Annotated in this window: 9 protein-coding genes and 2 pseudogenes; 4 read left to right on the forward strand and 7 right to left on the reverse strand. The window is 69.7% G+C overall.

Annotated features, from left to right (window positions below; translation table 11 throughout):
* Nucleotides 1-122 precede the first annotated feature (122 nt).
* Nucleotides 123-401: a transposase gene (locus DKT69_RS41025; protein WP_161557814.1), complete on the forward strand. Its 279-nt coding sequence runs from the start codon at nucleotides 123-125 to the stop codon at nucleotides 399-401.
* 219 nt (nucleotides 402-620) lie between these two features.
* On the opposite strand, the pseudogene DKT69_RS41030 reads toward DKT69_RS41025, so the two are convergent.
* The 6 genes and pseudogenes from DKT69_RS41030 to DKT69_RS11365 all read right to left on the reverse strand — a co-directional run.
* A pseudogene (locus DKT69_RS41030) lies at nucleotides 621-773 on the reverse strand (SWIM zinc finger family protein); the annotation flags it as partial.
* Nucleotides 774-1,021: 248 nt separating this feature from the next.
* Entirely contained in the window at nucleotides 1,022-3,703 is a 2,682-nt protein-coding gene (locus tag DKT69_RS11345; protein WP_109801524.1) for a DEAD/DEAH box helicase, read from the reverse strand.
* Between the two features lie 4 nt (nucleotides 3,704-3,707).
* Nucleotides 3,708-4,955 (reverse strand): BREX system ATP-binding domain-containing protein, encoded by a 1,248-nt coding sequence (locus tag DKT69_RS11350; RefSeq protein WP_109801525.1) that lies wholly within the window; start codon nucleotides 4,953-4,955, stop codon nucleotides 3,708-3,710.
* Nucleotides 4,952-5,977 carry a BREX system ATP-binding domain-containing protein gene (locus DKT69_RS11355; protein WP_109801526.1) on the reverse strand — a complete coding sequence of 342 codons (1,026 nt, stop codon included), beginning with the start codon at nucleotides 5,975-5,977 and terminating at the stop codon, nucleotides 4,952-4,954. The genes DKT69_RS11350 and DKT69_RS11355 overlap by 4 nt, the downstream gene beginning before the upstream one ends.
* Entirely contained in the window at nucleotides 5,974-6,768 is a 795-nt protein-coding gene (locus DKT69_RS11360) for a hypothetical protein (RefSeq protein WP_109801527.1), read from the reverse strand. Before DKT69_RS11360 ends, DKT69_RS11355 begins: the two co-directional genes overlap by 4 nt.
* Before the next feature lie 858 nt (nucleotides 6,769-7,626).
* A complete protein-coding gene (locus DKT69_RS11365) occupies nucleotides 7,627-7,923 on the reverse strand; it encodes a hypothetical protein (protein ID WP_109801528.1) in 297 nt (98 codons plus the stop codon).
* 14 nt (nucleotides 7,924-7,937) lie between these two features.
* Between DKT69_RS11365 and DKT69_RS11370 the strand changes: the two genes are divergently transcribed.
* Nucleotides 7,938-8,501 (forward strand): dihydrofolate reductase family protein, encoded by a 564-nt coding sequence (locus tag DKT69_RS11370; RefSeq protein ID WP_109801529.1) that lies wholly within the window; start codon nucleotides 7,938-7,940, stop codon nucleotides 8,499-8,501.
* 152 nt (nucleotides 8,502-8,653) lie between these two features.
* Here DKT69_RS11370 and DKT69_RS11375 read toward each other — a convergent pair whose 3' ends face one another.
* Entirely contained in the window at nucleotides 8,654-9,883 is a 1,230-nt protein-coding gene (locus tag DKT69_RS11375) for an IS110 family RNA-guided transposase (protein WP_109801530.1), read from the reverse strand.
* A 1,152-nt stretch (nucleotides 9,884-11,035) separates the two neighbouring features.
* On the opposite strand from DKT69_RS11375, the pseudogene DKT69_RS40840 reads away from it, so the two are divergent.
* Together DKT69_RS40840 and DKT69_RS40845 are read left to right on the forward strand one after the other, a co-directional pair.
* Nucleotides 11,036-11,941 (forward strand): annotated as a pseudogene (locus DKT69_RS40840) (non-reducing end alpha-L-arabinofuranosidase family hydrolase); the annotation flags it as partial.
* Nucleotides 11,933-12,508, forward strand: coding sequence for a carbohydrate-binding protein (locus DKT69_RS40845; RefSeq protein ID WP_304598676.1), 576 nt, complete (start codon nucleotides 11,933-11,935; stop codon nucleotides 12,506-12,508). The pseudogene DKT69_RS40840 and the gene DKT69_RS40845, both read left to right, overlap by 9 nt.
* Nucleotides 12,509-13,065: the final 557 nt, after the last annotated feature.

Genomic DNA, 13,065 nt, shown 5'->3' on the forward strand with positions numbered 1-13,065 from the left:
GTTCCTTCGTCCGTCGTGGTCACCTACTGCCTACGTACAGGGAGGCACAACGAAGGACCGGGGTTCCCCCTCTGGACCGGACACCCTGAGCCCAGACAGTGGTCTGGGGGAAGGATGTCCTGGTGCCCCGTCCGTCGAAGTACCCCGAGCAGTTCCGCCTGGATGCGGTTGAGCTGGTCCGCTCGTCACCGGGCCGGTCACTGCGTGAGATCGGCCGAGAACTCGGCGTCAACCACGAGACCCTCCGCGGCTGGGTCAACGCCGCCAAGCGTGCCGAGCAGAACATCGCCGGCCGTGACAGCGGCGCCCAGAAGCTCCCAAGCGCGGGCTGCGGCGTCAGCGGCCAGCCTGGCGATCTCCGCGCTGGTGATGCCGGCGGCAGCCGGTGGCGCCGCGCGTAGAGGCACCGGCACGCCGGGCTGAGCAGGCGGCGGCGCGGGCGGCGGCAGCGGCGCGACCGGGCGGAGGAAAGCCTCTCTGGCCAGCATCCCCGAGGGCGGTGTCCATGCGGACTGCCGCCGGTCGCGCAGGGCGTCGAGCACCTCGTCCCGCATCCGTCCGCGAAGCAGCAGCACCGCGAAGGGGTCCGCGTCGAGCAGGTCGGCAGTCAGGTAGCACACCGCGGCAGCGTGCTTGCACAGCTCGGCCTGGTCTGGGCACGAACACACGCACCGCAGGTCGCCCGCGCCGGGGAGCAGGTCGAGCTCGGCGCCGACACCCGGCGCGAGATCCCCCGCCAGCAGCGCCGCGACGTGACCGACCTGGGCCGACATCGCCTCGAACACCCGCGCCCAGCCCGCGGCGTCGAGCACGGGCACATTGATGATCACTGAATAGGGTCGCGGCCCGCCGCCGGACACGAGCGCACCGACGGCACCCGGCGTGATGACCAGGTCGTGTACTCGGTTGCCGCGGACGTACGCCCGGCCGTGGATCAGCCGATCGGGGTCGAGCCGCGCCCGGGCGGTGAGCGCCTCCACCCAGGCCTTGCCCCACCAGGTCCGGCCATGCGTCGGGTACGTCACGCAGACCCCAGGGTGACCAGGTCGGCGAGGTCGGCGGTGGACAGGTCGGCCAGCCAGTGCTCCCCGGCACCGACCACCGACTCGGCCAGAACCCGCTTGTCCGCGAGCATGGTGGCGATCCGGTCCTCGACGGTGCCCTCCGCGATGAGCCGGTGCACCTGCACCGGCCGGTCCTGCCCGATCCGGTACGCCCGGTCGGTGGCCTGGTCCTCCACGGCCGGGTTCCACCACCGGTCATAGTGCACGACGTGGGTCGCCCTGGTGAGGTTGAGCCCGACGCCGCCGGCCTTGAGGGACAGCAGGAACACCGGCGCCGTGCCGGCCTGGAAGTCGGCCACCACCTCGTCCCGGTCGGCCGTCTGTCCGCTCAGGAACAGGGTGGGGATCCCCCGCGCGGCCAGGTGCCGCTCGATCAGGCGGCACATCTGCACGTACTGGCTGAAGACCAGCGCCGATTCGCCCTCGGCCAGGACCACGTCCAGCAGGTCGTCGAGCGCCGCGAGCTTGCCGGACCGGCCACCTGTCGGCCCCTGCTCATGCAGGTAGTGGGCGGGGTGGTTGCAGATCTGCTTCAGCCCCGTGAGCAGCTTGACGATCAGCGCGCGCCGCTGCAGGCCACCGCTGGCCTCGATGTCGGCCAGGCTCTGCGCGACCACCGCGCGGTACAGCGACGCCTGCTCGGCGGTCAGCGGCACGATGCGATCGGTTTCGGTCTTGGCCGGCAGTTCCGGCGCGATGCCGGGGTCGGACTTGCGCCGCCGCAGCAGGAACGGCCGGATCAGCCGGGCCAGCCGCTCGGTCGTGGCGGGATCGCGGTTGCGCTCGACAGGCACCGCCATGGTGCTGGTGAACCGCGACAGTGAGCCGAGCAGCCCCGGCGTCGTCCAGTCGAGGATCGACCAGAGCTCGGAGAGCTTGTTCTCCACGGGCGTGCCGGTCAGCGCCAGCCGCGCGGTCGCGGGCAGCGACCGCAGCTGCCGGGCCGTCTGCGACAGCGGGTTCTTCACGTACTGGGCTTCGTCCGCGACGATCAGCCCCCAGCCCACCTCGGCGAGCGCGGCCGCGTCGGCGCGCACGATGCCGTACGTGACGAGCACGATCTCGTTCTTGGCGAGGTCCATCAGGTGCCGCTCACCGCCGTGGTACCGGCGCACCGGCACGCCCGGGGCGAACCGCCTGATCTCGCGCTCCCAGTTGCCGAGCAGCGTGGTCGGGCACACGACCAGGGTCGGCCCGCGGCCCTGCCGGTGCAGATGCAGCGCGATGACTTGGATGGTCTTGCCGAGGCCCATGTCGTCGGCGAGGCAGCCGCCCAGCCCCGACTCGGTCATGCCGGCCAGCCAGCTGAGCCCTCGCTGCTGGTACGGCCGCAGCGTGCCGGCCAGGTCCGCCGGCACCGGCGTGTCCGGCAGTTCGGCGAGCATGCCGGTCATCGCACGCAACGCGCCGGTCGGCTCGAACTCGACCCAGTCCCCGTCCAGGTCGAGGCCGCCTGACAGCGCCGCCGCCAACGCCTCGATCCCGGTGAGCGGCCGCCGCGGGCGCCGCAGGCGTGCCAGCACCTCGTGGTCCACCCGGACCCACTGGCCCCGCAACCGGACCAGGGACCTCTTGGCCTGGGCGAGCTGCGCCAGCTCCTCCTCGGTCAGCGCCTCCCCGCCGACCGTCGGCCGCCAGGTGAAATTCAGCATTGCGTCGAGCGTGAACGCCGCTTCGGCGACCCGGTCCGGCTTGGGGGTCGCCACCGCGCGCAGCGCGAGCGGCTCGCCGAGCAGCTCCACGGGCACGAGCACCTCGATACCCGCGCCGGAGAGCGTCTCGACCGCGCCGAGCAGGTCCGTGATCGTGTCGTCGGCTGCCTCGATCGGCCGCGGCGAACGCTGGTCGAGCAGCCCGGCCATGGGCGGCCAGAGCCGGGCGCCGCGGTGCAGGGCGGTGAGCATCGCGGTGTCCGGTGCCGGGCCGAACCGCGCGGCCACGGCCGGCGGCGCGTGCCACAACCGGTCCGCCTCGATGAGCAGGCTCGGGTCGCTGGCGCTGCGCAGCCACACCCCGATCTCGTACGGGCCGTCCGGCGCCACCGGCAAGGCCACCCGCAGCACCGTTCGGGCCGTCTCGTCTGGCCGCAGCCAGCCCAGCGGGCCGCGGACCTTCACCGGGGCGTGCTGGGTGAACGGTCCGTCCACGCCTGATCGTGCCAGTGTGTCCGCCAGGGCGTCCCACCAGTCACGGATCAGCGCCTGCGGCTCGGGCACCCGTACCGGTGGCCAGCTGTCGGGCAGCACGATGCAGTGCCCCTCGGGCGGCATCGCCGCGGCCAGCGCGTGCAGCCGGTCGGCGTCGGCAGCCGCGAGCGGTCCGATCCGCCACGAGCCGAACCCTGCTGCGGTCACCGCGGGCGACAGCCGGCCGCGGGCCACGAGGTCCAGCCCGGCGAGCGTCGCCGCGGACCACGCCGCCACCGAGGGGCTCGCCTGCCGTACCGACAGCAGCTGCGCGACGGCCTCGGCGACCGTCAGCAGTCGCACGAGCGTCGGGCGCCGGTGCAGACGCGCCGCCGGACCGTGGAAGAGCTCGATCGTGTCGGGCCCGGTGATGGCCGGACCCCATACCGCGAGCCGGCCGGCCCGGGGAAGTTCGTGCGGCCGGAACACCGCGTGGTGCGAGGGGCCGAACACCTGCTCAGGCCTCCTCTGGAATGCCTTCCAGGTCGACGTCCTCGCGGTAGTCGGAGTCCATCTGCACCGCCACCGTGTCGGGCTGGAACGCAGGGTCCAGCCGGACGAGGTCCCACTCGTTGATCCACGCGCGAATGTACTGCCGCATCCGGGTGGCACCGAGACGTTCGAGGCCCGCGATATCGGGCGGGTTCCACCCGAACGCCGTGCCGTGCAGCTCCTTCAACCGGCCATACGCCCGGTCGAGTTCGGCCGCGTCGGGCGGCGTGAGCAGCGTCATCTCGCGGTCGATGATGCGCATGCCGGCCTGGGCGCGGTTGGACAGCGCCAGCGCGTCCGGGGTCTGCCGGTCACGCAGCCTGGCCGGCACGTTCTCGCGGTCCTTCTTGCCGGTGATGACGGCCGCCTCGAAGTCGTCGGTCATCGCCAGCACGGCGGCGACGGGCAGGCCGGGCACCTGATGGTCGCCCTGCACCCACCGGGCGATCTCGGCGTACGACTTGGCGCGCTGCAGCAGCGAGTAGCGTCCCACCAGTTCGACCTCGTCGAACAGGAACAGCCAGCCCGCCCCACCGGCGGCGGTGAACAGCCGGGCCGCGAACCGCAGCCGCTGCTCGGCCAGGTCCTTGGCGGACACCGGGGACAGCGCCACCGGGCCCTCTCCCGCCGCCTTCAGCCGGCGGCGCAGGTCGGGCACGCTGATCGGGTCACCAGACCAGAACCGGACCAGCTTCTCGGCGAACTCCGGATCAAGATCGCGGATCTTTCCGTACAGCGAGAGCGTGGCGGCGAACCGCTCGTTGAGCCCGGCGGCAGGGGACAGCGACCATCGCAACAGCTCGGCGAAGCCGCGCCCGTCGACATCGAGCGCCGCGGCGGCGCCGGCGATCGCCGGCCCGCTCCCCCCGGCCACGACGGCACAGTCTGCGGCGGCGCTGAACACCTTCGCCCGGTCGTGCAGCGGCGTCTCCTTGCTGATGACCACTCGGCTGACCGCGAAGCCCTCGTCAAGGGCCAGGCGCATGAGATGCTCGAGCAGATGCGACTTGCCCGAACCGAAGCCGCCGCCGATCAGCATGCCGCTCGCACGGCCCTCACGGGTCGTGCCGAGCAGGTCGAGGAAGCGGTCCTCGATCTCAGTCTGGCCGGAGCCGAGCATCGCCACCGCGTCCAGGCACGGCACGCCCGCCCGCAGCGCCTCTATCGCCCGCCGGTGGCTGACCGACGGCTCCGTGGTGGTCAACGCGGTCATCGGACGGCCTCCAGTCGTACGTCGAGACGGATCAGCGCGGCGAACGGGTTCGCCCGGTGCCGGTCGCGCACCTCGTCGGCCACGCGCAGGTGCAGCGCGCTGTACGCGGGCAGGCCGCGCGCCTCGTCGATGACCAGTTCCGGCGGCAGCAGCACCGCGACGAACAGGCCCGCGAGCTCGTCGGTCGCGTCGATGAGCTGCCGCAGGAGCTCGTACGCGTCGAGCGTGGCGGCCTTGGAGTAGTAGTGGCCGTCGCGTTCCTCGGCCGCCGGCCGGCGCGCGACCGCCACCCGCTCCAGGTCGATCAGCAGCACGGTGCCGCTGCGACCGGCCCGGCGCACCCACTGGCTCAGCGACGTCAGCATCGCCCGCGCGTTGTGCCTGGCGATCTTCGTGTGCAGCAGCACGGATCGCAGCTGCGCGGCCGGCACCTTCTCGCCCTGCAGCCAGCCGAGCACGGCCAGCCGATCGGCCTGGGTCACGTCGCCGTGCGCCATCACGGCCTGGCACAGCCGGTACATCGCCACCCGGAACTCGTGCGCCAGCGCGCTGTCCTTGAGCACCGCCCGCTCCAGCGCCCGCCGCACGCTGCGGTACAGCTCACTGCTGTCGATCTCATGGTGGGCGGCGACCACCGCGACGTCGAGCTCAGCGACGCCGGAGCCCGGCGCAGGGAAGCCCGCCTGCCGGTAAGCCTCGGTCAGCACCGTTGCCGCCAGCGCCATCCAGTCGACCTGCCTGGCGACGGCGAAGAACAGCTGATCCATCAGATGGACCCGGGTCACGGCGCTGTCCACGGTGACGTACACGAACCCGCCCGCGCCGGCGGTGCACCGCTGCGCCAGCCCGCGGTCGAACCTCTTGGCGATGTCGTCGTCGCCGGTGACGACCAGCCGCACCGCCGTCCCGCCGAGCGAGATGTAGGTGTGCAGGTATTCGGCCGCGACGAAGTCGAGGTACTCGTCGATGTGGTGCACCCCACCGCCACCGGGCAGCTCGGACCGCTGCTGCGGCAGGCTCATCGGTCGGCCTCGGCCTTGGTGAACGAGACACCCCAGTACCGCTGGCGCTGGCCGCTGCGGGCCACGGTGGTCAACACGCCGCTGGTCTTCGTGCCGGTGCTCGCCGACCAGCGCAGCTGCCGGGCGCTGCGCGCGGTGGCCGTGACCCCGCTCTGATCCAGCAGGTACAGGTCACGGGCGAACTCCTGCTTCGTGTACTCCTTGGCCTGCCCGGGCAGCATCGTCAGCACGCGCCACACGTCGACCAGCCTGACGACCGCGTCCGGGCTCTTGCCGGCCTCGGCCACGACCAGCTCGTACGCGGCGCACAGGCTGTCCAGGAACGGCTCCGGCTTGAACCGGGGCGCCCGCTGCTGCGCCGCGGCCAGAACGCCGACCAGCACCGACGGCCGCAGCCGCCGCTCGCGTACCTTGTCCACCTCCACCGAGGCGTCGGCCACGAGCACCCGTACGAGTGACGGGTAGCACATGAGCTGATCGTCCTCCTCATACATCGCCACGCCGGCCGCCTCGGCGGCGGCGAGCAGCTCGGTCGTGTACTCGCCGGACGACAGGTACCCCTGCTCGTCGATGTCGAACGCCGTACGCAGATCGGCCGCCGCCGCGACGAAATCGGCGGCGAGCGACTCGGCCGCGGACGTGGCTTTGCGCAGGTCACGCAGCTGTCCGGCCTTCGCCGCGGTCCGGGCCTTCCGCAACTGGGCGGTCGCTGTCGCCAGCACCTTCAATGCCGCGTCGGCCTGCCGCTCGGCGGCGGCGAGCGTCGACTCGAGCGAACTTGCATCTGTCATGCGGACCTCCCTGATATCGGCGACCGCCGTCTCGGCTGGTCAGGTGACGCCGCGGCCCCCACGACAAGATAATCCATCCTCGCCGGATCGCCGCCGCGAGCCTCGTGCGGCTCCGGGGAGCCGCCGGCAGGTCGGGCGATCGCGCTGGTGGGGCGGGGTGGCGCCGATGAGGTCGAGTGTGGACGCCCCGGCGTGGCGGAAACCTCGTCATCGAGCCCGCGGTGTGCCGGCGACGTGGCCCCGGCCCGTCCTTGTTCCCCAGCTCGACCGTCAGTTACAATGGCAGGCCTCGTCGGAGGTTAGTGCGATGTCAGCTGCCCGGAAAGCCGACCATGCAGCTTCTGGCTGGGACGGTTGAGGCCAATGATCTCGGTGTCGACCCCGTGCCGGGCGTACTTGGCGGTGACCTGGTCCCGGCGCTGACAGCGGTCATTCCGTTGATCTAGTTGTCATCGGCGGCAGTAGATCTCGCCACACAGAGCCTGACCGCATATCAGCAGGTCAAGGCCGTGTTGGTCGGGCAGTCGCCCTCGATAAACCCGTGAGAACATGGCGGCGCGACGCGACTTTGCGTCGCGCCGTCGCGTTCATCCCTGAAGCGGATGAACGGCGCCTTGACCCCCAGTAGTCCGGTGGCCCAACGGCATGCTCACGCACATTTACCCAGGTCGCCTGAAGCATAAACCGGCCGAGTAAAGGAGTCGTCGCACCACTCCCCCGCCACCATCGACTTCCCTGCCGTCCAACAGACAGACGAGCAGCGCGTGACTTCGCCGCTGGTCGGCGTACGGGAACCGGCCGGCTGTCGTGGGAGTTCATGTCGGAGGGGCAACGGCAACCGGACATCCATGGTCATCATCAGAGAAGACTTGCAACTGGCGCCCCGGTAGCGAGCGACATGACCGTGGTCTGGATGTTGTTGGTGGCGTCCGGGTCCAGGTAGGTGAACTCGGTGGGGTAGCCCAGCCGGTCGGTGTACGACTTGGTGGTCCAGTGCCACTTCGGGTCGTCACCGGTCTGCGGGTAGTTGTAGACGATGCTGGTGCCAGGCCGAGTCGTTCGTAGAACGAGCGAGAGGCGGAGACGTCTGCCCGACCCGTGATGCTCAACCAGCTCGCAGGCGAGGGTGACATCCCAATCGGGTCCTACGTGCACCGGGAGGTAGAGGCATGGCAAAGCTGATCTACGTAACTAATGTGTCGCTTGACGGCTATATCGAGGACGAAAGGGGAGCCTTCGACTGGTTCCCGCCCGACGACGAGGTATTCACGTTCACCACCAACCTCCTGCGGTCGGTGGGTACTTTCCTTTACGGGCGGCGCCTGTACGAAACGATGGCTGTCTGGGAAACCGACGCTGCTCTAGCCGCGCAGTCCGGCCTCATGGCTGACTTCGCGAGCGCCTGGCAAGCGGCGAACAAGGTCGTCTACTCCACGACTCTCACCGCGGCGTCGACGGCCGTCACCAGCTTGGAGCGCCGTTTCGACCCCGCCGTCGTACACCAGCTGAAGGCCACGGCCGGCAGGGATATCACCGTTGGAGGCGCCAACCTGGCGGCGCAAGCCATGCGGGCTGGGCTGGTTGACGAGTGTCAGTTATTCGTCTGGCCCACGGCCGTCGGAGGCGGCAAGCCGGGGCTGCCTACTGGCGTGCGCGCCGACTTCGCGCTCCTCGACGAGCGCCGGTTCCAAAACGGCGTCGTTCACCTCCGTTACCGCACTCTCGGCCACTAACCAGGGTTACCACCCTGATCCGGGCGCTGCGGCCTGGGTGACGCCCGCCCACCATCCGCCGCATGTGACCCGTGCGTCCGCAGGCTGTTTCCCAAGCATCGGAGGTCCATCGCATGACCGAGTGAACCCTTCTCGGCATGAGTAGCCCTGTGTCAAGCGGCGGCCGTGAGTACGGCTTGCAGAGCTCGGTGGCGGGTGGGGTCGTAGGCGACGCCGTCTTGCCAGCAACGCCAGATGACGTGCAGCCATGCGCGGGCGAGGATGCGGGTCGCGTGGGGATGGTCGTGGCCCCGGGCTCGGGCCCGCTGGTAGAGGTCAGCGGCCCAGGGGTTGGCGTGGTGGGAGTCGCCGGCGAAGTCGATGACCGCGCCACGGAGTTGTTTGTCGACGGCCCAGCGGAAGCTGACGACTTTCACCTTGCCGGACTGCCTCGTCGAGGGCGCGGCCCCGGCCAGACAGGTGAGTGCTTCCGGCGTCGGGAAACGGCCGCGGGCGTCACCGATCTCAGCCAGGAGCCTGGCCGCTCGCACGATCCCTGCCCGGGGCAGGGACGTGAACACCACCGCGTCTGGGTGCTGCAGCAACTGGATCGCGATCTGCTCTTCCAACGCGCTGATCTGTTCTCGCAGGGCGGTGAGCCCGGCCACCAGCGCGGCGGTGACGTGCGCCCGGGCGGTGGCTTCAGCACCGGTGGTGCCGCGGGTAGCCGCGGCCAGGTGGGCGTGCAGCAGCCCGGCTCGTGCCGGGTTGGGGTAGGAGACGCTGCGCAGCCAGTTCTGCAGTCGGCGTGGCGACAGCCAGTCGACCTGCTCCTGGGTCGTGAACCGGGCGAGGAAGCTCAGGGTGATGGCGGAGTCGATATCGCGGAACAGCCCGATCGCCGCGGGCAGAACGTGTTCGAGGTGGGCGCGCAGCTGATTCGCCATCGCGACACGGGCGGCGATGAGGTCCTTGCGGGCGCGGACGGTCATCCGCAACGTGAGCGTCGCGGGAGAGTCCACGGTGAGGGGACGCAGGCGGTGGCGGTCGGTGCGGACGGTGTCGGCCAGGACGTAGGCGTCGAAGCGGTCGTCCTTGTTGCCGGCTGCGCCGTAGCGGCGGCGCAGGTGCTTGATCTGGTTCGGGGCGATCACGAAAACCGTGATCCCTGCCTCGAGGAGAGCGTCGACGATGGGCCCGTCGGGACGTTCGATACCGACCTCGGCCACGCCGGTCTGCTGCAGGCATCGCAGCAGCTTCCGCAGGCCCGCAGCGGTGTGCTCGACGAGCATCCGTTGAACCTCGACACCGTCGGGGCCGACGATCGCGAGGGCGTGTTCGGTGCTGGCCCAGTCGACGCCCGCGGTGGGCCGGCGCGTCGGCGGGTTGTGTTCGACACTCATGGTGTCCTCCTTGCTGTTGCAGCAGCAGGTGGGCACCTGGTGGTCTCAGGACACGTAAGCCGGTCGCTCACTGATCGGCGCTCGATGGCGCTCAGCCCTGTCGCCGGTCGTCCGTGTCCTGGGGCCACCGGGCCCCGCAGAACTCATGCTGGACCTATCACGGTCGAGCGGACGAGGCGGTGGCCCGGTGGGGACCAGGTGCACCGGCGACTCGATATTGCCGGCACCAAATACGGTGCCCCACGAAACCGCCGACAGAAAGAGTCTGTCCAGTGAGCGGGCGTCGCCGGCCTGTGAAGCGGAGTCTTCGATGCTGATGCTTTCGGGCGCGACGAAGGGGTCATCGGACAGGAGACCCTGGCCAGGCGGTTGGCCGTGGCATTCGAGCCAGATGGGCCTCAGCATCGGAGAGGGTCAGGACGGTGTTCCGCTGCTGTGAGTCGATGGGACGGGGCTCGGCTCACCGTAACCCGCATCGGCGATGACGACCACAGCCTCATCGACGAAGGTCAAGAGCAGTCACGGCACTACCAGAAGGCTCCCTGACCAGCACCGTCGCGGCCGCGCTCGCGTGAACCGGCGGCGTTCGGCCCGGACCGCGCGGACCTGGACGGCATCGGCCCCGCGCCTCCGGAACCTTGTACGTTGCGAAACGATGTGGCAATCTGATCGCAACAGGGCCTGAGCGAGTCCAGTCCACCCTCACGCCAACAACCCGCTGTCGCCTCCTAACAGGACCAAAGTGGTCGCAAAAATGTTAACGCTAACATCGGCCCCCCGCGGACGACCTCGAGCCCCGTGAAGTGGTTGATCGCGGCCCGCAGACCGCCCGCGTGGCGGCCGTGCGGAACCGCCAGCCCTGATCCGTTCCCCGCAGCAGAGATCAAGCACGATCCATCCCGACGACGGCGGAGACGCCTCGTTGCCTCCGGCAATCGCTGGCGAAGTCCCCCAGCCAGCGGCCTACCAAGGACAGGAGTTATCCAGGTGAGAGTGAAGAAGACCCCCCGTATTCGTTCGTTAGCTCTTGCCGTCGTCATGACGCTGGCGCCGCTCGGGGCGGTATCGACCCAAGCTGCTCCCGCCAGCGCTGCCACCGGGAGTCCCTTGGCGAGTGCCGACGGCGCGCCGCCGGCTCCCAGTTCGTCGACGACGTGTGCCCTTCCCACCACATATCGCTGGACCTCCACGGGGCCACTCGCCACCCCCAAGGCGGCCTGGGTCTCGCTCAAGGACTTCACCACCGTCGAATACAACGGCCAGCATCTCGTCTACGCGACCACCCACGACACCGGCACGCGGTGGGGCTCGATGAACTTCGGCCTCTTCGACGACTGGTCCGACATGGCCACCGCCACCCAGAACACGATGACCTCGTCCACCGTGGCTCCGACGCTGTTCTACTTCGCGCCGAAGGACATCTGGGTCCTGGCCTACCAGTGGGGCGCGACTCCCTTCAGCTACCGGACGTCGAACGACCCGACCAACCCCAACGGATGGTCCGCCGCGAGGCCGCTGTTCTCCGGGCGCATCGCCAACTCCGGCACCGGCCCCATCGACCAGACGCTCATCGGCGACGACAAGAACATGTACCTGTTCTTCGCCGGGGACAACGGCAACATCTACCGGGCCAGCATGCCGATCGAGAACTTCCCGGGCGACTTCGGCACCACCGCGCCCATCATCATGTCCGACACGAGGAACAACCTGTTCGAGGCGGTCCAGGTCTACAAGGTCCAGGGCCAGGACCAGTACCTCATGATCGTCGAGGCGATCGGCGCCAACGGGCGGTACTTCCGGTCGTTCACCGCCACCAGCCTCGACGGTGAGTGGACCCCGCAGGCCGTGGCCGAGAGCAGCCCCTTCGCCGGCAAGGCCAACAGCGGTGCCACCTGGACCAACGACATCAGCCACGGCGAGCTGATCCGCACCAACCCCGACCAGACCATGACCATCGACCCGTGCAACCTGCAGCTGCTCTACCAGGGTCGCGACCCCAGCTCCGGCGGTGACTATGGCCTCCTGCCCTACCGGCCCGGCCTGCTCACGCTGAAGAAGACCGACCCGACCCTTGCCGTCGACTCGCAGCCCGTCGACTGGGGTACCGCGGCCACCGTCACCGTCACCGTCACCGCGGACGACGGCTCACCGGTCACCGGCACCGTCGAGCTGTCCGAAGGCGACACCGCACGGGGCTCGGCCACGCTGGACGGAAACAGCGCGACGTTCACCCTGCCGGCCGGGCTGGCGGGCGGCGAACACACGCTGACCGTCTCGTACTCGGGCAACGCCTACGTCAAGGCGGCCCAGACCACCTTCACCGTCACCGTCAACCTGCCCAACGCGTGGAACTCGTCGACGGTCTACCACGAGGGTGACAAGGTCACCTACAACGGCCGGGTCTACCTCGCCAGCTGGTACACCCGCAACCAGGCGCCAGGCAATCCTTACGGCCCGTGGCAGGAACTGGCCCTGACCGAGGATGGCGCCACTGTCTGGACCGCATCCCGGATCTTCACCGCCGGCGACACCGTGACCCACCAGGGCCACGTGTACCGGGCGAAGTGGTGGACCCGCAACCAGGCCCCCGGCGACCGTTACGGCCCGTGGACGCTCGTCGACTGACGGCGCCCGGCAGGCGGTCAGAAAGGCTGGTGACGTAGAGAGAGCCCGGCCCAGCCCCGATCGGGGCTGGGCCAGGCTCTCTGCTGTGGAGCGGCATCGTGCGTCGACGGCAGCACCGGCTGACCGGCGGGTCGCCGGCCACGCGCACCCGGGATGCTTTGGGAGCGTGACCACCGAATTCAGGTGGACACGTCGATTGACACTAATGTGTCGATGATGTTTCAATAAGTTGACCGACAAATGTTAACGCTAACATCTTCGTCAATAGCCCGCTAATCAACGTCGGACACCCTGCCTGCTCAGGCCACTCCCCCGTGCCCGGATATTCGAACGGCAGCCTGCCAACCGGAACTGGTTAGCGCTAACAGTCATGCCCTTTGGAATGCCGCCCAGAGGAGAGCGATTCCCGCATGATGCAATTCCGCCGCGGTTCGCAGAAACCCCCACCACTGCGCCCGCCGAACGGACGGCCCCGAGGACCACCGCCACAGGGGTGGCGCGGCCATAGCTCCACGAGACCCCCATGCGGCCCAGTCCAGACCCCACCTCGACCCAGC

This window comes from Micromonospora sicca (genome assembly GCF_003172935.1).
Lineage (GTDB): Bacteria > Actinomycetota > Actinomycetes > Mycobacteriales > Micromonosporaceae > Micromonospora > Micromonospora sicca.